At 45.2% G+C, this 21,737-nt stretch carries 25 protein-coding genes and 1 pseudogene; 25 read left to right on the top strand and 1 reads right to left on the bottom strand.

Going from position 1 to position 21,737, the window contains the following annotated elements; genetic code table 11:
- Window positions 1-11: 11 nt before the first annotated feature.
- The 19 genes from ilvA (at window position 12) to AAAT93_RS06120 (ending at window position 16,459) form a co-directional block, all read left to right on the top strand.
- A complete protein-coding gene (gene ilvA, locus AAAT93_RS06210; protein ID WP_021985570.1) occupies window positions 12-1,256 on the top strand; it encodes a threonine ammonia-lyase in 1,245 nt (414 codons plus the stop codon).
- A gap of 1 nt (window position 1,257) precedes the next feature.
- Window positions 1,258-2,445, top strand: coding sequence for an ASKHA domain-containing protein (locus tag AAAT93_RS06205; RefSeq protein ID WP_021985569.1), 1,188 nt, complete (start codon window positions 1,258-1,260; stop codon window positions 2,443-2,445).
- A 19-nt stretch (window positions 2,446-2,464) separates the two neighbouring features.
- Entirely contained in the window at window positions 2,465-4,201 is a 1,737-nt protein-coding gene (locus AAAT93_RS06200; RefSeq protein WP_021985568.1) for a serine hydrolase domain-containing protein, read from the top strand.
- A gap of 3 nt (window positions 4,202-4,204) precedes the next feature.
- On the top strand, window positions 4,205-5,002 hold the full coding sequence (locus AAAT93_RS06195) for an MBL fold metallo-hydrolase (RefSeq protein WP_021985567.1): 798 nt from the start codon (window positions 4,205-4,207) through the stop codon (window positions 5,000-5,002).
- A 31-nt stretch (window positions 5,003-5,033) separates the two neighbouring features.
- Window positions 5,034-5,306 carry an ACT domain-containing protein gene (locus AAAT93_RS06190; RefSeq protein ID WP_021985566.1) on the top strand — a complete coding sequence of 91 codons (273 nt, stop codon included), beginning with the start codon at window positions 5,034-5,036 and terminating at the stop codon, window positions 5,304-5,306.
- Window positions 5,307-5,324: 18 nt separating this feature from the next.
- On the top strand, window positions 5,325-6,689 hold the full coding sequence (locus AAAT93_RS06185) for a PFL family protein (protein ID WP_021985565.1): 1,365 nt from the start codon (window positions 5,325-5,327) through the stop codon (window positions 6,687-6,689).
- Between the two features lie 24 nt (window positions 6,690-6,713).
- Window positions 6,714-8,585 carry a TIGR03960 family B12-binding radical SAM protein gene (locus AAAT93_RS06180; RefSeq protein WP_227572817.1) on the top strand — a complete coding sequence of 624 codons (1,872 nt, stop codon included), beginning with the start codon at window positions 6,714-6,716 and terminating at the stop codon, window positions 8,583-8,585.
- Window positions 8,569-9,264, top strand: a complete 696-nt coding sequence (locus AAAT93_RS06175) for a TIGR03936 family radical SAM-associated protein (protein WP_021985563.1) — start codon at window positions 8,569-8,571, stop codon at window positions 9,262-9,264. The genes AAAT93_RS06180 and AAAT93_RS06175 overlap by 17 nt, the downstream gene beginning before the upstream one ends.
- A gap of 97 nt (window positions 9,265-9,361) precedes the next feature.
- Window positions 9,362-10,540, top strand: a complete 1,179-nt coding sequence (locus tag AAAT93_RS06170) for a ribonuclease E/G (RefSeq protein WP_021985562.1) — start codon at window positions 9,362-9,364, stop codon at window positions 10,538-10,540.
- Between the two features lie 151 nt (window positions 10,541-10,691).
- On the top strand, window positions 10,692-10,997 hold the full coding sequence (gene rplU / locus AAAT93_RS06165) for a 50S ribosomal protein L21 (RefSeq protein WP_021985561.1): 306 nt from the start codon (window positions 10,692-10,694) through the stop codon (window positions 10,995-10,997).
- 8 nt (window positions 10,998-11,005) lie between these two features.
- Window positions 11,006-11,332 carry a ribosomal-processing cysteine protease Prp gene (locus AAAT93_RS06160; protein WP_118373560.1) on the top strand — a complete coding sequence of 109 codons (327 nt, stop codon included), beginning with the start codon at window positions 11,006-11,008 and terminating at the stop codon, window positions 11,330-11,332.
- Between the two features lie 5 nt (window positions 11,333-11,337).
- Entirely contained in the window at window positions 11,338-11,628 is a 291-nt protein-coding gene (gene rpmA / locus AAAT93_RS06155) for a 50S ribosomal protein L27 (protein WP_117780163.1), read from the top strand.
- A gap of 90 nt (window positions 11,629-11,718) precedes the next feature.
- Window positions 11,719-13,011 (top strand): GTPase ObgE, encoded by a 1,293-nt coding sequence (gene obgE / locus AAAT93_RS06150; protein ID WP_021985558.1) that lies wholly within the window; start codon window positions 11,719-11,721, stop codon window positions 13,009-13,011.
- Between the two features lie 26 nt (window positions 13,012-13,037).
- Window positions 13,038-13,328, top strand: coding sequence for a YhbY family RNA-binding protein (locus AAAT93_RS06145; protein WP_021985557.1), 291 nt, complete (start codon window positions 13,038-13,040; stop codon window positions 13,326-13,328).
- A gap of 1 nt (window position 13,329) precedes the next feature.
- Window positions 13,330-13,983 (top strand): nicotinate (nicotinamide) nucleotide adenylyltransferase, encoded by a 654-nt coding sequence (gene nadD, locus AAAT93_RS06140; RefSeq protein ID WP_117780162.1) that lies wholly within the window; start codon window positions 13,330-13,332, stop codon window positions 13,981-13,983.
- Window positions 13,984-13,997: 14 nt separating this feature from the next.
- Complete coding sequence (gene yqeK, locus AAAT93_RS06135; protein WP_349095534.1) at window positions 13,998-14,558, top strand: bis(5'-nucleosyl)-tetraphosphatase (symmetrical) YqeK; 561 nt, start codon at window positions 13,998-14,000, stop codon at window positions 14,556-14,558.
- A gap of 11 nt (window positions 14,559-14,569) precedes the next feature.
- Window positions 14,570-14,917, top strand: a complete 348-nt coding sequence (gene rsfS / locus AAAT93_RS06130) for a ribosome silencing factor (protein ID WP_021985554.1) — start codon at window positions 14,570-14,572, stop codon at window positions 14,915-14,917.
- A gap of 1 nt (window position 14,918) precedes the next feature.
- On the top strand, window positions 14,919-16,109 hold the full coding sequence (locus AAAT93_RS06125) for an HD-GYP domain-containing protein (RefSeq protein WP_021985553.1): 1,191 nt from the start codon (window positions 14,919-14,921) through the stop codon (window positions 16,107-16,109).
- Between the two features lie 20 nt (window positions 16,110-16,129).
- Window positions 16,130-16,459, top strand: coding sequence for a hypothetical protein (locus tag AAAT93_RS06120; RefSeq protein WP_021985552.1), 330 nt, complete (start codon window positions 16,130-16,132; stop codon window positions 16,457-16,459).
- A 111-nt stretch (window positions 16,460-16,570) separates the two neighbouring features.
- Here the strand turns inward: AAAT93_RS06120 and lexA are convergent, their stop codons facing one another.
- Complete coding sequence (lexA, locus tag AAAT93_RS06115; protein WP_021985551.1) at window positions 16,571-17,197, bottom strand: transcriptional repressor LexA; 627 nt, start codon at window positions 17,195-17,197, stop codon at window positions 16,571-16,573.
- Window positions 17,198-17,390: 193 nt separating this feature from the next.
- Between lexA and hisZ the strand changes: the two genes are divergently transcribed.
- From hisZ to AAAT93_RS06085, 6 genes and pseudogenes are all read left to right on the top strand, one after another.
- Window positions 17,391-18,599 (top strand): ATP phosphoribosyltransferase regulatory subunit, encoded by a 1,209-nt coding sequence (hisZ, locus tag AAAT93_RS06110; RefSeq protein ID WP_021985550.1) that lies wholly within the window; start codon window positions 17,391-17,393, stop codon window positions 18,597-18,599.
- 9 nt (window positions 18,600-18,608) lie between these two features.
- Window positions 18,609-19,247, top strand: coding sequence for an ATP phosphoribosyltransferase (gene hisG, locus AAAT93_RS06105; RefSeq protein WP_227572816.1), 639 nt, complete (start codon window positions 18,609-18,611; stop codon window positions 19,245-19,247).
- Window positions 19,248-19,291: 44 nt separating this feature from the next.
- The gene (gene hisD, locus AAAT93_RS06100) at window positions 19,292-20,584 is read left to right on the top strand and encodes a histidinol dehydrogenase (RefSeq protein ID WP_117780159.1); all 1,293 of its coding nucleotides are present in this window, start codon (window positions 19,292-19,294) and stop codon (window positions 20,582-20,584) included.
- Window positions 20,585-20,599: 15 nt separating this feature from the next.
- Window positions 20,600-21,193 carry an imidazoleglycerol-phosphate dehydratase HisB gene (hisB, locus tag AAAT93_RS06095; RefSeq protein ID WP_021985547.1) on the top strand — a complete coding sequence of 198 codons (594 nt, stop codon included), beginning with the start codon at window positions 20,600-20,602 and terminating at the stop codon, window positions 21,191-21,193.
- Between the two features lie 79 nt (window positions 21,194-21,272).
- Window positions 21,273-21,584 (top strand): annotated as a pseudogene (gene hisI, locus AAAT93_RS06090) (phosphoribosyl-AMP cyclohydrolase); the annotation flags it as partial.
- A gap of 17 nt (window positions 21,585-21,601) precedes the next feature.
- Window positions 21,602-21,736, top strand: coding sequence for a hypothetical protein (locus AAAT93_RS06085; protein WP_021985545.1), 135 nt, complete (start codon window positions 21,602-21,604; stop codon window positions 21,734-21,736).
- Window position 21,737 lies beyond the last annotated feature (1 nt).

The following is a 21,737-nucleotide window of genomic DNA, read 5'->3' as shown; positions in this document are numbered from 1 at the left end:
AGGATAAAAATATGGCAGAAAAAGCGCAGACAGAACAGAAGCTGACACTCGAGAAATTCGAGCAGGCATATGAGATCGTGAAGAAAGTGACAAAGCCAACCGGACTGATCGAGAGTGAGTTTTTCTCACAGTCCTGTGGTAATAAAGTATATTTGAAACCGGAGAACATGCAGGTAACAGGCGCCTACAAGATTCGTGGTGCTTATTACAAGATCAGCACGTTGTCCGATGCAGACCGCAAGAAGGGACTTATCACAGCGTCTGCTGGAAACCATGCACAGGGTGTTGCGTATGCAGCAAAGGCATATGGTGTGAAGGCAACGATCGTTATGCCGACATCCACACCACTCATCAAGGTAAATCGTACGAAGTCGTATGGTGCTGAGGTTGTACTGTATGGCGATGTCTATGATGATGCCTGCCAGTATGCATTGAAGCTTGCAGAGGAAAAGGGATATACCTTTATCCATCCATTTGATGATTTGGATGTCGCAACCGGACAGAGTACCGTTGCGATGGAGATCTTAAAGGATCTTCCGTTTGTAGATATTATCTTAGTGCCAGTCGGTGGTGGCGGACTTGCCACAGGTGTATCGACGCTTGCCAAGATGCTCAATCCAAACATCAAGGTAATCGGTGTAGAGCCAGCAGGAGCAGCCTGCTTAAAGGCATCCCTTGCCAATGACAAGGTAACGACACTGCCAAAGGTAGATACGATCGCAGATGGTACTGCCGTTAAGACACCGGGAACAAAGATCTTCCCATATCTGAAGGAAAATCTGGATGATATTATTACGGTTGAGGATAGCGAACTGATCGTAGCATTTCTTGATATGTTAGAGAATCATAAAATGCTTGTAGAAAACAGTGGGCTGCTTACCGTTGCAGCGCTGAAGCATCTCGAGCCAAAGGGACAGAAGGTTGTCAGTATCTTGAGTGGTGGTAATATGGATGTGATCACATTCTCATCAGTTGTACAGCACGGTTTAATTGCAAGAAGCCGTATCTTCACGGTATCTGTATTGCTTCCAGATAAGCCGGGCGAGCTGCAGCGTGTGGCAGGTGTGATTGCCGGAGAAAACGGAAATATCATCAAGCTTGAGCATAACCAGTTCGTAACAATCAACCGTAATTCTGCTGTGGAACTTGTGATTACGATTGAAGCATTTGGACCGGAGCACAAGGAGCAGATCCTGCGCGTACTTTCCGAGCAGGGATATCGCCCAATCGAGAAGAAACCGAAGGCGATCTTCTAATATGCGACACATATATATGGCGGTAGACCTTGGTTCTACCATGATTGATAGCTGTCTGATCGATGCGGAGGACAAAGACGTACTTGCACAGCGGAGTACGAAGAATCCCCAGCGTCTGTATGGCAGCGACGTGATAAATCGAATCTTAACTGTGAAACGGGATATAAGCTTTCTTGTGAAAATGCGCGATCAGACGGTCGCTGCGATCGTGGAACTGCTGCAGGAAATGCTTGAAGATACTAAAAAACAGGTGGAACATACCGAGCGGGAGCATGAGCTTGTGAAGCTGGATGCTGTTGCAATCACAGGAAATACAACGATGATTTCCATCCTGCTTGGGTACGATATTTCAGATATGGGAGAAGCTCCATTTCCAACGACGCTACATGGCAGTGTAATCGTGCCAGGACAGGAATTATTTACGAAAGAACAGATGGCGGTTGTCGAAGAAGAATATCCTGAGATTATAGAAGAAGACTGTAATGTGTTCTTATCTGGATGTAGCAGTGCGTTTCTTGGCGGAGATGTCATCGCGGGTGTGATGCATATCGAGAAAAGTCGGAATACAGAAGTGCCAGAACGTTACATGTTCTTAGATCTTGGTACAAACGGTGAGATGGTTCTAAAAGATGGAGAGCGGTATTTGGCGACGAGTACTGCCTGTGGACCAGCATTTGAGGGATGTGCGAGAAAACAGCATGCGTATGGCAACAGTCTGCTTGAAGCAATCGCGCTTGGCAGAAGACTGGAGAAGATTCACGCAAACGGAACGCTGGCGGAGGAATTCTTAGACAGTGGAATCGTGATTCACGGAATCCATATCAACTCGGAGATATTACAGTCTATCATGCTTGCAAAGGCGGCGGTGTATGCCGGAATCAAATGTCTGCTTAAAACAGCAGGTCTGCATGCAAGAGATATTGACAAGGTATATATTGCCGGTGGTTTTGGCTTTTATTTGAATGCGCGGGATGCTATTGATCTTGGTATGCTGCCACAGGATTTCATGGATAAGCTGGAAGTGGTTGGAAATGCATCGCTTGCCGGTGCTACAGATCTTCTGATCCACGGACCATTGAGTCGTGATTTTGAAGTATATCGGGAGAAGCTTCAGGTGATTGATCTGACACAGACAGAGGGCTTTCAGGATAGTCTGATTGATGCCTGCAGCTTTGTAAGACTTACATAAATAAAATGGGGGATTGCCGATGGAACAACACAGTCTGAAATTAAAATTACTGGATTCTTTCTATGATATGGTAACGACGAAGAAATCAAATCTTCCAATCTATCATGGAAATGACAGCAAAGAGTTTGTGCCTGCGTATACAGCAGAGAATAAAAAGGTCTGTAATCCATTGGTGGCAGATATCAATCTGCCGAGCACACATGATTTTATCCGGTCATTGTCCGAAGATAAAAAGGTTGGACTCGCCGGAATTGCAATCTTAAAGGATGGAAAGCTTGTGGCGGAGCATTATGTACCGCCTTATGGCGCAGGATACCGGCATGTATCATTTTCCATGTGCAAGTCGGTGACATCCATGGCGGTCGGACTTGCGATGGAAGAAGGGCTGTTATCGCTTGATGAGAAGCTGGTAGATATCTTCCCGGAATACACCGGACTTTTCACGAAGAAGGCAATGAAGGAAGTCACGGTGAAGCATCTGCTTACGATGACTGCAGGTGTGAAATTCGATGAGGTAAGCTCGTATTTCGCGGAGGACTGGCGAAAATCATTTATTGGCAGTGATGTAAGCTTTGCACCGGGGACGGATTTCACGTATAATAGCTTAAATACCTATATGCTTGCAGCAATCGTGACGAGACGGGCGGGATGTTCTATGCTTGCCTATTTGAAGTCACGTCTGTTTCGCCCGCTTGGTATCCATAATATCACATGGGACTGCTGCCCGAAGGGCATTGAACGCGGTGGCTGGGGCATGAAGCTTTCCCTGCAGGATATGGTAAAGCTTGGTGAGCTTTACTTAAATGATGGTGCGATCATCCGGGATGGAAAACACATCCAGCTTTTAAGCCGGGCGTGGATCCGCGAATCAACACAGACACATGTGGAATTCGAGGATACAACGCTCACGAAAGGGTACGGATATCAGATCTGGTGCTTAAAGGATGGTGCATGGCTGTTCAACGGTGTATTTGGACAGAATGTCTATATCAACCAGAGAAAGAATCTGGTGATCGCCTGTACTGCAGGCGGTTATGAAGTATTTCCGGAGGGACATCTGGTTGCAAGAATCTGTAAGTTTGCAGCGGATGAGGAAAATTTCATCCGTAAGCCGTTTGCCACGATCGGTGATACTCTGAAAAACTATATTGCAGAAAAACGGTATCAAAAGAATGCAAAGCAGCTTGATCCGGCGTATGCAGCCTATATAGAACGTGTGGTGAAGCCATATACAGGCAGAACCTACGATGTGACCGATTATGCATCAAGTATCCTGCCAAATGCGAATCAGATGTTTTATTCTCTGTATATGACAGGCATCGAGCAGCTGGGCATCTCGTACAAAAAGGAATACCTGGTACTGCATGTGCGGGATGGAAAAAAGGTGTATCATATCCGCGTCGGGTATCTGTCGGCACATCCATATATCTATCAGATCTTAGATATCGGTGGAAAGAAACTTCCGGTTGCAGCGGGCTGTGAGCTGATGGATCGAACGGAGAAAGAATTTGGACTGAAGATCCGGCTTTACTATCTTGAAGAGGTCGCAAACAAGGTGATCGATCTGCAGTTTGAAGGGGATAAAGTGAAGATCCGGGCGGTCGGCACACCGAACCTTGTGAAGTTCATGGAGAAGCTGTTTGGCGAGGCAATGATGCAGCGCACAAAGAAGCTGGGACGATGGAAGGATTCCACATTTCTAAAAGAAAAAATGAAGAAAGTGTTATTCCCGGAGAGTGAGGGAATTGCGAGATAAACTATGAAGATGATGACGATTGCCAGTGGAAGCAGTGGAAACTGTACATACGTTGGCAGTGAAAATACAGGGATATTAGTCGATGTCGGTGTCAGCAAGAAAAAAATACTGGATGCGTTACAGGACGTAGACCGGACGTTTGCAGACATCAACGGCATCGTGATTACGCATGAACATATTGACCATATACGTGGTCTCGGTGTAATATCAAGAGCGTATGGCATTCCAATCTATGCGACAGAAGCGACAATAGAAGAAATCAAATACACAACGAGCCTTGGAACGCTTGACTATGGGTTGTTCCATAGTATTCAGCCGGATGAACCATTTATGGTCGGCAATATTGAGATCCTGGCACACAGTACGTGGCATGATGCGGCCGATCCGGTCTGCTACAGCCTGCTGTGTGATGGCAGGAAGATTGCCGTTGCGACCGATATGGGAGGATATGATGGTTATATGATACAGGCACTCAAAGACGCGGATGCGCTTTTGGTGGAGGCGAATCATGATATTCGCATGCTGCAGGTTGGACCATATCCGTATTCGACCAAGCAGCGGATCTTAAGCAGTTATGGACATTTGTGCAACGAAGCGGGCGGGAAACTGATCCGTGATGTGCTCAATGATCATATAAAAACTATTTTTCTTGGACATTTGTCAAAGGAAAATAACTTACCGGAGCTTGCCTATGCGGCAGTTGCGGCGGAGTTAGAAGGAAATCCGTTCACAGACGATGTGCGGGATTTTCATTTGCAGGTGGCAAACAGAGATACACACAGTGCGCTGCTTGATATTTAAGTATATTTTCAATACACGGAGGAAGAGTAAGATGAAGAAAACAATTATCACGGTAGTAGGAAAAGACAGAGTCGGTATTATTGCAAAAGTGTGTGTATACCTTGCCGAGAACAATATCAACATCCTTGATATTGCCCAGACGATCGTAGACGGCTATTTCAATATGATGATGGTTGTCAATGCTGAAGCTGCATCCAAGGATCATGACCAGATTGCGGAGGATCTTGCAGGTATCGGAGAGGAACTTGGTGTGCAGATCAAGGCACAGCAGGAAGAAATCTTTGACATGATGCACAGACTGTAATTGGATGGAGGAAAGCAAATGATTAGCATAAATGAAGTAATTGAAACCAATGCAATGATCTCCCGGATGAATCTGGATGTCCGTACGATCACAATGGGTATCAGCCTGCTTGACTGTGTGGGCGGTACACTCAAGGAAACCTGTGATAATATCTATAACAAGATCACAATGAAGGCAAAGGATCTGGTTTATACAGGCGAGGAAATCTCTAAGAAATATGGTATTCCAATCGTAAATAAGCGTATATCTGTTACACCGATCGCTCTTGTAGGTGGCAGTGTATGTAAGACAAGCGATGATTTCGTGGAAATCGCAAAGACGCTTGATCGTGCAGCAGATAAGGTAGGCGTTAACTTTATCGGTGGATATTCTGCTCTTGTTTCGAAGAGTATGACAAAGGCTGATGAGCTTTTGATCCGTTCTATCCCAAAGGCATTGGCAGTAACTGGAAAGGTTTGTTCTTCTGTCAATACCGGTTCCACAAAGACCGGTATCAATATGGATGCAGTCAAGCTGATCGGTGAAATTGTATTGGAGACAGCAGAGCTTACGAAGGATCAGGATTCCATCGGCTGTGCAAAGTTTGTTGTGTTCTGTAATGCGCCGGATGACAATCCGTTTATGGCAGGTGCATTCCATGGTGTGACAGAGGCAGATTGCATCATTAACGTTGGTGTTAGTGGTCCGGGTGTTGTAAAGGCAGCACTTGAGGCAGTGCGCGGTGAGAATTTCGAGGTGCTTTGTGAGACAATCAAGAAGACTGCATTTAAGATCACAAGAGTTGGACAGCTTGTAGCGAAGGAAGCATCTGCGAGATTGGGAGTGCCGTTTGGCATTATCGATCTTTCGCTTGCTCCAACACCTGCAGTCGGAGATAGTGTCGGTGAAATCCTTGAGGAGATTGGTCTGGAATTTTCCGGTGCACCAGGTACAACTGCGGCACTTGCCATGCTCAATGATCAGGTGAAGAAGGGTGGCGTTATGGCATCCTCGTATGTCGGTGGACTTTCCGGTGCATTTATTCCGGTCAGTGAGGATCAGCGTATGATCGATGCGGTTGAGGCAGGTGCCCTTACGATCGAGAAGCTTGAGGCAATGACTTGTGTCTGCTCCGTCGGTCTGGATATGCTTGCAATCCCTGGCGATACGAAGGCAACGACAATCTCCGGTATTATCGCAGATGAGATGGCGCTTGGTATGGTAAACCAGAAGACAACAGCTGTCCGTATCATTCCTGTAATCGGAAAGACAGTTGGCGATAAGGCAGAGTTTGGTGGACTGCTTGGCTATGCTCCAATCATGCCGGTGAACCAGTATTCCTGCGATGCATTTATCAATCGTGGGGGAAGAATCCCGGCACCGATCCACAGCTTTAAGAACTAATATAAATAATAAAGGTCAGATTGAATGGAACAAAGATTAGCACTTCCGGAACGGGTTTTGATGCAGATTGAAAAGCCGGCCCGTTATATCGGAAATGAAGTAAATATGGTTCGCAAGAACTTAAGTGAGGTAGACGTCCGGATCGCCATGTGCTTTCCGGATGTTTATGAGATCGGCATGTCATATCTGGGAATTCAGATCTTGTATGACATGTTTAACCGCAGAGAGGACGTGTACTGTGAGCGTGTGTACAGCCCATGGCCGGACTTGGATGCGATCATGCGGAAGGAGCACATTCCGCTTTTTTCGTTGGAGACACAGACGGCAATCTCGGAATTTGACTGGCTTGCAATTACGATCCAGTACGAGATGTGTTACACCAATATATTACAGGTCATTGATTTAGCAGGCATTCCATTGCTTGCGAAGGATCGTACGAAGGAGCATCCGATCGTGATTGGTGGCGGACCTTGTACAGTGAATCCGGAGCCGATGGCGGATTTCTTCGATATCTTCTATATCGGAGAGGGCGAGACAAGCTACGATGCATTGCTTGATCTGTACAAACAGTATAAACATTCGGACATGAGCCGGGAGGATTTCCTGCGGAGAGCATCTTCGATTCCGGGTATTTATGTGCCATCGATGTATGAGGTTTCGTATCAGGAAGATGGAACGATCGAGAAGGTCGTACCGAAATATGAGGATGTCCCAGCAAAGGTAAAACGTCAGGTCGTCGTTGATTTTGAGAATGTATCATACCCGATGAAGCCGGTTGTACCGTATATCCGGGCAACACAGGATCGTGTGTGTCTGGAAATCATGCGTGGCTGTATCCGTGGCTGTCGGTTCTGTCAGGCGGGAATGATCTATCGTCCGACGAGACAGAAGAATGTGGAAATGCTCAAAAAATACGCGCGGACGATGCTGGATAATACCGGCTACGAAGAGATTTCGTTAAGCTCGCTTAGCTCGAGTGATTACGAGAATCTCGATGTGCTGCTGAATTATCTGATTACATTGCGGGATACCGATCATGTAAACGTGTCATTGCCATCACTTCGTATCGATGCATTTTCTCTCGATGTCATGAGTAAGGTGCAGGATATCAAGAAGTCCTCCCTGACATTTGCGTCGGAGGCAGGTACCCAGCGTCTGCGGGATGTTATCAACAAGGGAATTACAGACGAGAATCTGTTAGAGGGAAGCAGACAGGCGTTCCTTGGTGGCTGGGATAAGGTCAAGCTTTATTTCATGCTCGGACTTCCGACGGAGACTGATGAGGATCTGTATGGTATCGCGGATCTGGCAGAGCGTATCTCAGAGATATATTTTGACAATGTACCAAAGGAAAAACGAAATGGCCGTGTCATGATCAACGCATCGGCATCGTATTTTGTACCGAAGCCATTTACACCGTTCCAGTGGGCACCGATGATCCTACCGGATGAATTTACCCGCCGGGCAAGATATGTGAAGGACTCCTTCCGGGCACAGCGAAACCAGAAGAGTCTGAAGTTTTCGTATCACGATGCAGGAATCTCAATTTTAGAGGGTGTGCTTGCAAGAGGTGACCGTAGACTGGGTGCGGCAATCTTAGATGTGTATGAACAGGGTGGCATCTTCGATGCGTGGACAGAGTATTTTGATATGCAGCGGTATGAAAATGCGTTTGCAAACCATCATGTCGATATCGAATTTTATACAGCGAGAAAAAGACCGGATGACGAAGTGTTCCCGTGGGAGCATTTAGACGTCGGTGTGAGCCGCGGGTTCCTGTTACAGGAGTGGCATAAGGCACAGGAGGGAAAAACGACCGGAAACTGCCGGATGCAGTGTTCTGGCTGTGGTTCTGCCACATATGGAGGAGGTGTCTGCTTTGAAGCTAAGAATTAAATACACCAAGCTTGGAAGTCTTCGTTTCATTGGACATCTCGATATTATGCGGTTCTTCCAGAAGGCGATCCGGCGGGCGAAGCTGGATGTCTCATATTCGAAGGGCTTTTCGCCTCACCAGATGATCTCCTTTGCGGCACCGATGCCGCTTGGCATGACATCGGAGGGGGAATATTTCGATGGAGAGTTTGAGAGCGTGACAACGACCGAAGATATGATGGCGCGCCTGAATGCGACGATGCCACCGGAGATTCAGGTATTGGATATCATCGAGCTTCCGGACAATGCGAAGCCGTCGATGGCAATCGTGACCGCGTCTGACTATTATATCTACAAAAACGAGGAATGTGAGAACGATACAATACCGCAGCTTTTACAGGCGCTGCCTGCATTTGCAGAGAAAGACAAGGTTGAGATCGTCAAGAAGACGAAGTCCAAAGAGGAACTGACGGATATCCGTCCACTCATCTATGAAATCAAAGAATACAAGGATGGCGTCTATATGCTGCTTGCATCCGGAAGCAAGGATAACTTAAAGCCGGAGCTTGTCGTAGAGGCGATGTGTAACGAAGCGGGTGTACCGTTTAACCGGTATGATTACCGGATTCACCGGCTGGAGACATACATGGGCGAGAAAGAGGAGTTACAGCCGCTTTCCGCAAGTGGAACGAGATTTTAATGGATGTGCCGCAGGATATAATGAAGCACGCTGATGCGTGCGCAGGTCATCACGCTGACGCGTGGTGACATATGATGTGGGAAGCAGATAAGAGAGTATGAAGCAGTTTGTATTTACAGAATGGAATAAGAAGAAGCTTGGAATCCTGTTCGAGGATGGAAAAGCGATGGAGATCCGGTGTTATGAGGCGGACAGTATCCTTGGAAATGTCTACCGGGCGCGAGTCTCGAATCTATCGCCGAACATCAATGCGGCGTTCGTGGATATCAAAAAGGGCGAGAGTTGTTATCTGTCGATGGATGATTACCACGGGGAGAAATTAAAGGTCGGTGATCTCGTGACGGTGCAGGTCGTGCGTGATAAGATCAAGACAAAACGTTATGCGGTGACGACAGATATTTCCCTGCAGGGAGATTACGCGGTAACGACGCTTTTTGCACCTGTCGGAGTTTCTTCCAAGATTACAGATAGTGCAAGAAAAAAGGAATTAAAGACTTTGATGCAGAACCTGCTTATAGCAGAGCAGGATGCGCAGTTCTATTTGGCAGAAGGAAATGTGGCAGAGATCGAGCGGATAAAAAAGCTTACACTTGGTGGAATTATCCGGACGCAGGCAGAGCATGCGGAGGATGCTGCGATTACGCGGGAAATCGAAGGACAGGCACGACTGCTTTATTCGATTATGAAGAAGTCCGAGTATGCAACACAATATACCTGCCTGTACCACACGGAGGTCGAATATATCAAAGATATCCGGCGGATGCATGCATTGCAGGATGTGGAGATCGTGACCGATATTCCAGAGGTGACGGAAGCAATCTCGGAGATCCCACTCTATACGGACGAATATACACTTACGCTTCGGTATTCGCTTGCAAGTCTGCTTGAGAAGACGCTTTCGAAGCGCGCATACTTAAAGTCCGGGGCATATCTGGTAATCGAGCCGACGGAAGCCATGACGGTGATCGATGTCAATAGCGGCAAGTCAATCAAAGGGAAAAATGCGGAGGAGCAGTTCCTGAAGATTAACATCGAAGCGGCAAAGGAGATTGCAAGGCAGCTCCGGCTGCGTAATATTTCCGGAATTGTGATGATTGATTTCATCAACATGAAGGAAGAAAGTCATAATCATGAGCTTATGAAGAATCTGGCAGAATATGTACGCACTGATCCGGTCCGGACAACTGTGGTGGATATGACGAAGCTTGGACTTGTCGAGCTGACAAGACAAAAAGGAAAACGTGCATTGCACGAGGTATTTTCAGAAATCAAATAGGTTAACATAAAAAATTACAAAATATTATATTTTTTGTGTTGACAAGCATACAATCAGATGCTAATATATACGAGTGTGCCGCACAGTGGGGTACAAGTCTGCAATCATGCAGCACCGAAACTGGCGAGTAATGATAATAGGAGGAAACCATATGTACGCAATTATAGCAACAGGCGGAAAGCAGTACAAGGTAGCTGAAGGAGATATCATTAAGGTAGAGAAGCTTAATGCTGAGGAAGGCTCAGAGGTATCATTCGACGTAGTTGCAGTGAATACTGACAAAGATGTACTTTGTGGAGATGCTTGCAAGAGCGCTTCTGTAAAGGCAACTGTTCTTGGCGAAGGTAAGGGTAAGAAGGTTGTTGTTTACAAGTACAAGAGAAAGACTGGCTATCATAAGAAGCAGGGTCACAGACAGCCGTTTACTCAGGTTAAGATTGAAGCAATCAACGCTTAATTGAAACTATGATACAGGCAGTGTTTTATATGTATTCGGATAAGACTTACCGTGGATTTTCGGTAAGCGGACATGCAGGCTATGAGAACGCAGGCAAAGATATTATCTGTGCTTCGGTATCAGCGCTTGTCATCAATACCGTGAATGCGGTGGATGCACTCACAGAGAATGTGTGTGCATGCGAGCAGGATTCATCCGGAAGCATAAAATTCAAATTTTCATCGGACAGCGATGAACAAGGACAATTATTGATCCGTGCCTTGGATATGGGGCTTTCCAATATCGAGAAGGAATACGGAAAGAAGTATTTGCAAGTACACTACAAGGAGGTGTAACGACTATGTTAAGAATGGATTTACAGTTCTTTGCTCATAAGAAGGGTGTTGGTTCTACTAAGAACGGTAGAGATTCAGAGTCTAAGAGACTCGGCGCCAAGAGAGCAGACGGACAGTTTGTAAAGGCTGGTAATATTTTATTCAGACAGCGTGGAACTAAGATTCATCCTGGTGTGAACGTTGGTATCGGCGGAGACGACACATTATTTGCACTTGTAGATGGTGTTTTACGTTTCGAGAGAAAGGGTAGAGATAAGAAGCAGGCTTCTGTATACCCTGTAGAGTCAGCTGAGTAAGAAAGCACTAGAAGAGCCGGGAGTTATATCCCGGCTTTTTCTGGATTTATGAGTTAATTTGGTAATCGTATTTATGAGGGAGGGCGTCCCATGTTTGCAGATAGAGCGAAAATATTTATAAGATCAGGAAAAGGCGGCGACGGACATGTGTCATTTCGCCGGGAATTATATGTGCCGGATGGCGGTCCGGACGGCGGCGACGGCGGCGATGGCGGCGATGTTATCTTCGTGGTAGATCCCGGATTAAATACGCTTACAGATTTCCGTCATGTGCGTAAATATGTGGCACAGGATGGAGAAGAAGGCGGAAAAAGAAACTGCCATGGTGCTAACGGAAAGGATATTATCCTGAAGGTTCCGGCAGGTACCGTCGTAAAGGATGCAGAAACTGGAAAAGTAATTCTGGATATGTCGAACAAGACAGAGCCTGTGACGCTGCTAAAAGGCGGCAGAGGCGGCAAAGGAAACCGTCAGTATGTGACATCGGTCATGCAGGCACCAAAGTATGCACAGCCGGGAAAACCGGCGAAAGAGCTCTGGGTAACCTTAGAGCTTAAGATGATCGCAGATGTTGGATTAGTTGGATTCCCGAATGTTGGTAAATCCACATTCCTGTCCCGTGTGACAAATGCAAAACCGAAGATTGCAAACTATCATTTCACAACACTCAATCCGAATCTCGGTGTGGTCGATCTTGGAGAAAAGCAGGGCTTTGTAATTGCGGACATTCCGGGTATTATTGAAGGTGCATCGGAAGGTGTTGGACTGGGAATTGAATTCTTACGTCACATCGAGCGTACAAAGGTGCTGATCCACATTGTTGATGCGGCATCGACGGAGGGCAGAGATCCGATCGTGGATATCGAAGCAATCAACAAGGAACTGCGTCAGTACAATGAAGAGCTGGCAAGCCGGCCGATGGTAATTGCCGCAAATAAGTGTGATGCGCTGTACGGTGAGGATTACGAGACTGTGATCCAGTTATTGAAGGACGAATATGAACCAAAGGGAATCAAAGTATTCCCGATATCAGCAGTGTCCGGCAAGGGTGTCGAAGAACTGCTGTGGTATGTAAATAAATTAGTGAAGGAAGCACCGGATGAGGTAATTGAGTTTGCACCGGAGATGGATGTAGAGTTCATGGATGATCCGGAGCTGCCATTTGAGGTGACAAAGTCTGAGGAAGAGGAGCATGTATTCCTTGTGGAAGGTCCTCGGATCGAGAAGATGCTTGGTTATACGAATCTGGAGTCTGAGAAGGGCTTTGCGTTCTTCCAGAGATTCTTAAAGGACAATGGAATCTTACAGATGCTCGAAGATCTTGGTATCGAAGAGGGAGACACCGTAAGATTGTATGGTCTGGAGTTTGATTATTATCGTTAAATCATTAAAAGGAAAGAGGAAAGAATATGACAAGTAAGCAGAGAGCTTATCTGAAGAGTCTGGCAATGAATGCCGATACGATCATGAATATCGGAAAGTCAAGCCTTACACCGGAGGTCTGCACAGCAGTCAGTGAAGCATTAGAAAAGCGTGAGCTGGTGAAAATTGGTGTTCTGAAGAACTGCCTCGATGATCCGAAGGAAATCGCGGCTGTGATGGCAGAGCGTACACACAGCCAGGTTGTACAGGTCATCGGCAAGAAGATCGTGTTGTATAAGAAGAGAAAGAAAGATCCGAAAATCGTTCTCCCGGAATAAGATGGCAGATGTGAGATTCGAACAATTTCATACAATCGCGATTCTCGGAGGAACATTTAATCCGGTACATGCCGGTCACGTGGCGATTGCGCAGGCGGTTTTAAAGGCACGTCCGGAAGTAGATCAGCTTGTCTGTATGCCGAATCATATTCCGGCATACAAGGAGGAAGCTGCGATTGTGGATGGAAGCATGCGGATGGATATGCTCCGGCTGGCGATGGCACAGATCCCGAAGATTTCGGTCAGTGACTTTGAATTAAAATGGGATGGATACACATATACCGTGGATACATTTACCCGGTTAAAGAAGCTGTATCCGAAGCTTACAATCGAATTTGTGATCGGTGATGATTCGCTGTTTCAGTTACACAAGTGGTATGAATTTGAACGACTGGCGAATCTGTGTGAGATTCTGGTTGTTGCAAGAGGGGAACAACGGGATACGATCGAGACATATATCCGCAGGTTTTGTACGAAGTATCCGGCGTTTCACATATCCTATGTGGCGATGCCGCCGGTTCCGGTTTCATCAAGTGAGATACGGGCGCGGATTGCTAAGGGAGAATCTATACAGGGACTTGTACCGGACGATGTATTACAGTATATAGAAGCACATGCACTTTATAAGCAGGAAGCTGGGAGAAGACAGATATGATGACAAGAGACAAAATGATAACAAGATTGAAGGGCAAGATCAGTGCGACCAGACTGACACATTCTTTTGGTGTCGAGTATACGGCTGCCTGTCTGGCAATGGTGCATGGAGAAGATGTGGAAAAGGCGCGTATAGCAGGACTGCTGCATGACTGTGCGAAAGGACTGCCGACGAAGACGAAGCTCGAGAAAGCGAGAAAGCACGGACTTCCGGTCAGCAAATATGAGGAGAAGAATCCGGATATGCTGCATGCGAAGCTTGGCGCGTATTATGCACGGTACAAATACGATGTGGTTGATCAGGTGATCTTAGATGCGATCACATATCATACAACCGGACGCCCGAACATGACACTGATGGATAAGATTATCTTTGTCGCCGATTATATTGAACCGAACCGGAAGATGCTCCCGGAGATGGAGGAAATCCGCAAAGAGGCATTTACGGATCTGGATGCGTGCGTGATCCATATATTGAAGAATACACTTGATTATCTGAACCGGACGACCGCTGAGATGGATTATATGACACAGAAGACCTATGATTTTTATGTTGTGCATAACATGGAACTGTAAGGAGACAGGGTATGAGTGAAAATAAATATCTTCGAACAATTGTAAAGGCACTTGATGATAAGAAGGGCAATGATATTCGTGTTATTCGGATATCCGAGATTTCTTCTATGTGTGATTATCTCGTAATTGCAGATGGTTCCAACCGCAATCAGGTGCAGGCAATGTGCAACAATGTGGAGCATGCGATGCGGGAAGCCGGAGCCGAAATGAAAAATCGGGAAGGATATGCAAATGGAGGATGGATTTTACTGGATTATTATGATATAATTATTCATGTATTTTCAGAAAAAGAGAGATCCTTCTATGATTTAGATAATATTTGGAGGGATGGAGAGCTTTTACGACTGGGGGAGTATTAATTTGAATAATAAGGAAAAACTGATCCAGGATAATTACAGTAAAGTTAATCAGATTTCTGCCAGATGTATGCGTGTGATCGTGGCGATTCTTGCGCTTGCATTTGTTTATTGTTATTTTGGTACGGATATGGATGAATCTGTACTGATCGTATTCTTTGCGTCTGCAATTTTTATTGCGTTGATTCCAACGCTGATCATCAACATATTAAAATTTGATCATGCACCTGTGACGAAGCATATCGTTATTATTTGTGTCTGTCTGATTGCGACACTGATGCTGACACTTTTATCGACGTATGCATATCCGATTATGTTATTCCCGATCCTTCTGGCATCGCTTTATTACAATCAGACGTTGGTGCTGTTTGCGTCGCTTCTGATGTCGTGCGGCATTGTTGGTTCGAATTATTTTGCATTCCGGTTTTCGGATGTATTTATCGGATTTCCATGTGAGTCATTTGAAGAGGTTATGATGTCTTATGTCGTTCCACAGATCGTGGTTGTATTCGGGCTTTCCGTTGCAGCATATTTCATCGTACAGCGAAATTCCATGATGATTAACTCTGCAATCAATATGGCAGTTACGATGCAGGATAACCAGACAGGCCTTATTTTCTCGTTCGCCGAGATTAGTGAGAGTAAATCGAAGTTCACCGGAGAGCATATCAAGCGAGTTGCCGCCTATATGCGGGTATTGGCGAAAGCGTCTGGATTTGATGATGAATATGTGGAGATGGTATCGACAGCATCCATGATGCACGATATCGGTAAGCTGATGATCAGTGAAGAAATACTTGATAAACCGGATAAGCTGACAGATGAAGAATACCAGATTATGAAGAACCATGTCTTATACGGTGAGGCACTTCTGGAGAAATGCCCGGGTGAACTGATGCATCTGGCGTGTATTCTGGCAAAGGAACATCATGAGCGCTGGGATGGTACCGGATATCTCGGTATGAAGGGTGAAGAGATTGCCTATATCAGCCGTTTGATGGCGGTATGTGACGTATTTGATGCACTGACCTCTGACCGTTACTATAAGAAGGGCTGGTCGTTGGAAGATACATTTGATGAGATTATACGTTTATCGGGCAAGAGTTTCGATCCGAAGGTTGTCAAATTATTCATCCAGCATTTTGATGAGTTCAAAGAGATACATAACCGTATACCGGATAAGCAAAAATACTAAAGAGAAATGGAGTACCTGCTATGTATAAGATCATGAATGCATACATGAGCAAGGTTCAGCTACAAACGGGACCGGAACTGCAGCAAAGACTTTGTGACATTGTGAATAGTATAAAAGAGATTAAGAGTTTTTCGGTCACAGAACATTTCAAACAATTTGCGATTGACATGAAATTAGAGTCGTTTTCTGTGGATCGCGCGGCGGCAGTTTTTCATGAATTGCAGGGGAAGATTGCAAGTCCGTATTCGTCCTTTTATGTACGCTTTAACGAGGGCAGATGTGTACGGTACCGGTTCATTACATGTAAGGAAGATAAGCAGGGTATCTACTGCGATTTTATATTCAGTTAATCTGATGCATGAAAAAAAGACAGATTCCATATTTTGAGGTACCACCTCAAAGTTAGAATCTGTCTTTTTTATGTAGTGTGACCAATATTGATTGTATACGGGCAACCATTCCTAGAACGTACGGAACAATCCGATGACCTTTCCGAGAATCTGGAGTTCTCCGTCCTGAACGATGATTGGGTCCATCGTGTCATTTTCTGGTTGTAACCGGTAGTAACCGGCTTCTTTGTAGTAAGTTTTTACAGTTGCTGAATCATCAATCAGAGCAACGACCATTTCCGCGTTTCTTGCTGTCTGTGCTTCCTCACACATAACTAAATCGCCATCGAAGATGCCGGCATTGATCATGCTGTCGCCTTTGACCTTCAGCATGAATGTATTCTTGCCATTTGCATGCAGATATTCCGGTGGGATTGGAAAGTAGCCCTGAATGTTCTGCTCTGCAAGAATTGGTTCGCCACAGGTGACAGTACCAACAATCGGTACATTGATGACTTCTCTTCTTGCAAGATTAAACTCATCATCTAAGATCTCAATCGCACGTGGCTTCGTTGGATCTTTGCGGATATATCCTTTTTCCTCCAATGATTCCAGATGTGCATGAACCGAAGAGGTTGATTTTAAATGAACTGCCTCGCAGATCTCGCGTACGGCAGGTGGATACCCTTTTTGTAAGATGCATTCCTTCAGATATTCCAGAATTTCCCGCTGCTTATCAGTCAGTTTTCGATTCGCCATAACATATCCCCTTTCTTTTGATTTAAAAACTGTATTTATGATAGCATAGAATATAAAAAAATGCAAACAAATGTTCTACTTTTCTGCCTGAACGAAAAAACATTGGAAAAACTTTGAATTTTCGATAGAAATGGAGTATAATATCCTAGACTTTGTATGTCGTTAGAAATGAGATATAAAAGGAGAGCTGGTTTTGAACGAAAAGTTATTACATACACCCGAAGGCGTCCGGGATATCTATGATGCCGAGTGTAAGAAGAAAAAGAAAGTAATTTCACAGATTCATCATGTGTTAGAACTTTACAGTTATCAGGATATTGATACACCAAGCTTTGAATATTTTGATATTTTCAATATGGATAAGGGGTCTGCGGCTTCGAACGAAATGTATAAATTCTTTGACCGCAACAATAACACTTTGGTGTTACGCCCGGATATCACACCGAGTATTGCCCGGAGCGTGGCAAAGTATTATCCGGAAGAACAGCTTCCGATCCGCCTGTGTTATGCAGGAAATACATTTTTAAATACACACCAGCATCAGGGAAAGCTTTCTGAGTTTACACAGATTGGTGGAGAATTGATTAACGATGACAGTTCTGCTGCCGATGCGGAGATTATTGCCTGTGTGATTCATTGTCTGCTTGCAGCGGGTTTAAAGGAGTTCCAGATTGAGATCGGTGAAGTGGAGTTCTTCAAGGGCATGATTGAAGAGGCTGGTCTGGATGATGAGACAGAACAGCGCATCAAGGAATACATTCATTCAAAGAATTTCTTTGGACTCACAGAGTTTGTGAATACACTGGAAATTCCAGAAGAACGCAAGACGGCACTGAAGAGCTTCGAGAGTCTGTTTGGCGGGCTGGATATGCTTGACCATGCAGAAAAGCTTGTGACAAATGCAGCTTCATTAGAAGCGATTGCCCGTATGCGGAAGGTATATACCGCACTTACAAGCTATGGATATGAAAAATATGTGAGCTTTGATCTGTCCATGATCAACCGCTTTAATTATTATACCGGAATCGTGTTCCGCGGTTATACATACGGAACCGGTGATGCAATCGTCAAGGGTGGACGATACAACAGCCTGATGGAGAAGTTCGGCAAGAAGGCTCCGTCCGTTGGATTCGCGATTTATGTCGATGATCTGATGAGTGCGATCGCCAGAAATAAGATTGACGTTGCACTTGATTATTCCAATGTACTTGTCCTGTACAAGGAGGAAGACCAGAAGGAAGCAATCGCGTATGCATGTAAGCTGCGTGCGGAAGATCAGAAGGTAGAGCTTGTCCGGATGTCCAGACGACATGATCTGCAGGAATATATTGATTATGCACATAAGATGCATTTTGCAAAATTGTGTTACTTTGAGGCTGCGGACAAGATTACAGAATATTAAGGAGAGACTATGCGTTATTTAACATTTGCACTGGCAAAGGGACGTCTTGCCAAGAAGACACTCGCGATGTTTGAACAGATGGGCATCACCTGTGAAGAGGCAAAGGACCCGGATACAAGAAAATTGATTTTTACAAATGAGGAGCACAAAATCCGTTTTTTCTTAGCAAAGGCATCGGATGTACCAACCTATGTGGAGTATGGTGCTGCGGATATCGGCGTGGTTGGAAAGGATACGATCATGGAGGAAGGCCGTAACCTGTATGAGGTTATGGATCTTGGTTTTGGCAGGTGCCGGATGTGCGTTTGCGGACCGGCATCTGCTCGGGAACTGCTTTCCAAAAATGAAATTATCCGTGTAGCGAGTAAATATCCGAATATTGCAAAGAATTATTTTAGTGAGAAGAAAAACCAGACGGTTGAGATTATCAAGCTAAATGGTTCGGTGGAGCTGGCACCGCTTGTGGATCTGTCTGAGGTGATTGTAGATATCGTGGAGACTGGTTCGACATTGCGGGAAAATGGACTGGAAGTCTTGGAGGAAATCTGTCCGCTTTCTGCGCGCGTGGTTGTCAATCAGGTGAGTCTCAAGATGGAGCATGAGAGAATCCGGAAGCTGTTAAATGATTTAAATGAGATTATTCACTAGAAATAGTGCAGTAAGTATATGTAGTACATAAGGAGGCTTTTAAGATGCGTATTGTTAAGTTGACAGAAGATACAAAGAAGGATATTTTGACGAATCTCCTGAAGCGTAGCCCGGATAATTATGGGAGCTATGAGGAAACAGTGAAGAATATCGTCAATGACATCCACAGCAGACGGGATACTGCATTATTTGAATATACAGAGAAATTCGATCATGCGAAGATCAATGCGGATAATGTACGTGTGACAGAGGCAGAAATCGAAGAAGCGTATACACAGGTGGATGCGAAGCTTCTGGAGACAATCCGCAAGGCAATTGTGAACATCCGCACATACCACGAGAAACAGAAGCAGTACAGCTGGTTTGATTCTGAAAACAACGGAACACTGCTTGGACAGAAGGTAACACCACTTGCAAAGGTTGGTGTGTATGTACCGGGCGGTAAAGCTGCATATCCATCTTCCGTGCTTATGAATGTTATCCCTGCCAAGGTTGCGGGAGTAGGCAAGATCGTAATGACAACGCCTTGTAACGCAGAGGGAAAGGTGTATCCGACAACTCTGGTTGCGGCAAAGGAAGCCGGCGTGGATGAGGTCTACAAGGCTGGCGGCGCACAGGCGATTGCTGCACTTGCCTATGGAACCGAATCCATTCCGAAGGTAGATAAGATCGTAGGACCTGGAAATATCTTTGTCGCACTCGCAAAGCGTTGTGTATTCGGACATGTCAGCATCGATTCGGTTGCCGGTCCAAGTGAAATCATGGTACTTGCTGATGAGACTGCTAATGCAAGATATGTAGCGGCAGATCTGCTTTCCCAGGCAGAACATGATGAGATGGCATCTGCCATTCTTGTTACGACTTCCGAGGAACTCGCAAAGAAGGTCAGCGAGGAAGTCGATGGATTTGTAAAGGAATTATCCAGAAAAGATATCATTCAGAAATCTCTGGATAATTATGGATATATTCTGGTTGCGGATACGATGCAGGATGCGATTGATACGGTCAATGAGATCGCAAGTGAGCACCTGGAGGTTGTCACAGCGAATCCGTTCGATACGATGACACGGATTCAGAATGCGGGAGCCATCTTCCTTGGAAGTTATTCTTCCGAGCCACTTGGCGATTATTTTGCCGGACCAAATCACGTGCTTCCGACGAACGGAACTGCAAAGTTCTTCTCACCACTTTCGGTAGATGACTTTATTAAGAAATCCAGCATTATTTACTATTCCAGAGAAGCACTGGAAGCCGTTCATGAGGATATCATTGATTTTGCAGAGGCAGAGTATCTGACTGCACATGCAAATTCAATCAAAGTTCGTTTTGAAAAATAACAGGGGGTATCGCATATGGCAAATCGTGTAGGTGTTGTATCAAGAAAGACAAATGAGACGGATATCCAGATGGAATTAAATCTGGATGGAAGCGGTTATGCAAAGGTAGATACAGGAATTGGATTTTTTGATCATATGCTGATCAGCTTTGCAAAACACGGATTTTTTGATCTGAATTGCAAGGTGACCGGGGATTTATTCGTGGACAGCCACCATACAATCGAGGATACCGGAATCGTGCTTGGACAGGCGATTGCAAAGGCGGTCGGTGATAAGCAGGGAATCAAGCGGTTTGGTTCTTTCATGCTTCCGATGGATGAGACACTGGTGCTTTCCGCATTAGATCTGTCCGGTCGTCCATATCTGGTGTATGATCTGGATCTTTCCACACCACAGGTTGGATATTTTGATACACAGATGGTAAAGGAATTCTTCTATGCTGTTTCCTATTCAGCTATGATGAATCTGCATATCAAACAGCTTGCTGGTTCCAATGACCATCATATCATTGAGGCGGCGTTTAAGGCATTTGCAAAGGCACTGGATGAGGCAACACAGTATGACAGCCGGCTTTCCGGACAGGTGCTTTCGACAAAAGGAAGCTTATAAGCGCATGCAGGAGGATAAAACGACAATGGAAGACAAGAAAATTGGCTACAAGCCGCTTACAGCTGCGATTCCCTTTTCGGAATTTAAGTTAAATGAAGCGGGACTGATTCCGGCAATCGTACAGGATGACGTGACTGGAGATGTACTGATGCTTGCATATATGAATGAAGCATCTTATAATAAAACGTTAGAGACTGGGCTTATGACATATTTTAGCCGGAGCAGACAGAGCCTGTGGTTAAAAGGCGAGACAAGTGGACATTATCAATATGTGAAGAGTCTGTATCTTGACTGTGACAATGATACGATTCTTGCACGTGTGGAGCAGATAGGAGCTGCCTGCCATACAGGAAGCCGAAGCTGCTTTTTCAAAAATATGTTGAAAGATGACTAAGTGGAGGGTAAACTATGATACATGTATGGAGTGAGTTGCTGGTTTATGTGATTAAGTTCCTGTCAATGCTTGTATGTGCAGGTCTTGGAATTATGGTAGGAAAGAAAATCCGTAAGAATAAAGATGTGAAAAATCAGGAGGAAATTTGAC

Origin of the sequence: Coprococcus hominis (ex Arizal et al. 2022) (genome assembly GCF_040094675.1) — a bacterium.
GTDB lineage: Bacteria > Bacillota > Clostridia > Lachnospirales > Lachnospiraceae > Coprococcus_C > Coprococcus_C hominis.
Note: the sequence above shows the minus strand (reverse complement) of the source record. Positions and strands in the feature narration are given on the sequence as shown.

Bases quoted from the DNA above. Each gene is read 5' to 3' on its own strand.
- AAAT93_RS06185 (WP_021985565.1), top strand. From the start codon at position 5,325: ATGATTAGCATAAATGAAGTAATTGAAACCAATGCAATGATCTCCCGG.
- AAAT93_RS06145 (WP_021985557.1), top strand. From the start codon at position 13,038: ATGACAAGTAAGCAGAGAGCTTATCTGAAGAGTCTGGCAATGAATGCC.
- lexA (WP_021985551.1), bottom strand. From the start codon at position 17,197: ATGGCGAATCGAAAACTGACTGATAAGCAGCGGGAAATTCTGGAATAT.
- AAAT93_RS06200 (WP_021985568.1), top strand. From the start codon at position 2,465: ATGGAACAACACAGTCTGAAATTAAAATTACTGGATTCTTTCTATGAT.
- hisB (WP_021985547.1), top strand. From the start codon at position 20,600: ATGGCAAATCGTGTAGGTGTTGTATCAAGAAAGACAAATGAGACGGAT.
- ilvA (WP_021985570.1), top strand. From the start codon at position 12: ATGGCAGAAAAAGCGCAGACAGAACAGAAGCTGACACTCGAGAAATTC.
- AAAT93_RS06180 (WP_227572817.1), top strand. From the start codon at position 6,714: ATGGAACAAAGATTAGCACTTCCGGAACGGGTTTTGATGCAGATTGAA.
- AAAT93_RS06205 (WP_021985569.1), top strand. From the start codon at position 1,258: ATGCGACACATATATATGGCGGTAGACCTTGGTTCTACCATGATTGAT.
- AAAT93_RS06195 (WP_021985567.1), top strand. From the start codon at position 4,205: ATGAAGATGATGACGATTGCCAGTGGAAGCAGTGGAAACTGTACATAC.
- rsfS (WP_021985554.1), top strand. From the start codon at position 14,570: ATGAGTGAAAATAAATATCTTCGAACAATTGTAAAGGCACTTGATGAT.
- hisG (WP_227572816.1), top strand. From the start codon at position 18,609: ATGCGTTATTTAACATTTGCACTGGCAAAGGGACGTCTTGCCAAGAAG.
- AAAT93_RS06170 (WP_021985562.1), top strand. From the start codon at position 9,362: ATGAAGCAGTTTGTATTTACAGAATGGAATAAGAAGAAGCTTGGAATC.
- AAAT93_RS06120 (WP_021985552.1), top strand. From the start codon at position 16,130: ATGTATAAGATCATGAATGCATACATGAGCAAGGTTCAGCTACAAACG.
- obgE (WP_021985558.1), top strand. From the start codon at position 11,719: ATGTTTGCAGATAGAGCGAAAATATTTATAAGATCAGGAAAAGGCGGC.
- yqeK (WP_349095534.1), top strand. From the start codon at position 13,998: ATGATAACAAGATTGAAGGGCAAGATCAGTGCGACCAGACTGACACAT.
- rplU (WP_021985561.1), top strand. From the start codon at position 10,692: ATGTACGCAATTATAGCAACAGGCGGAAAGCAGTACAAGGTAGCTGAA.
- hisD (WP_117780159.1), top strand. From the start codon at position 19,292: ATGCGTATTGTTAAGTTGACAGAAGATACAAAGAAGGATATTTTGACG.
- nadD (WP_117780162.1), top strand. From the start codon at position 13,330: ATGGCAGATGTGAGATTCGAACAATTTCATACAATCGCGATTCTCGGA.
- AAAT93_RS06085 (WP_021985545.1), top strand. From the start codon at position 21,602: ATGATACATGTATGGAGTGAGTTGCTGGTTTATGTGATTAAGTTCCTG.
- AAAT93_RS06190 (WP_021985566.1), top strand. From the start codon at position 5,034: ATGAAGAAAACAATTATCACGGTAGTAGGAAAAGACAGAGTCGGTATT.
- rpmA (WP_117780163.1), top strand. From the start codon at position 11,338: ATGTTAAGAATGGATTTACAGTTCTTTGCTCATAAGAAGGGTGTTGGT.
- AAAT93_RS06160 (WP_118373560.1), top strand. From the start codon at position 11,006: ATGATACAGGCAGTGTTTTATATGTATTCGGATAAGACTTACCGTGGA.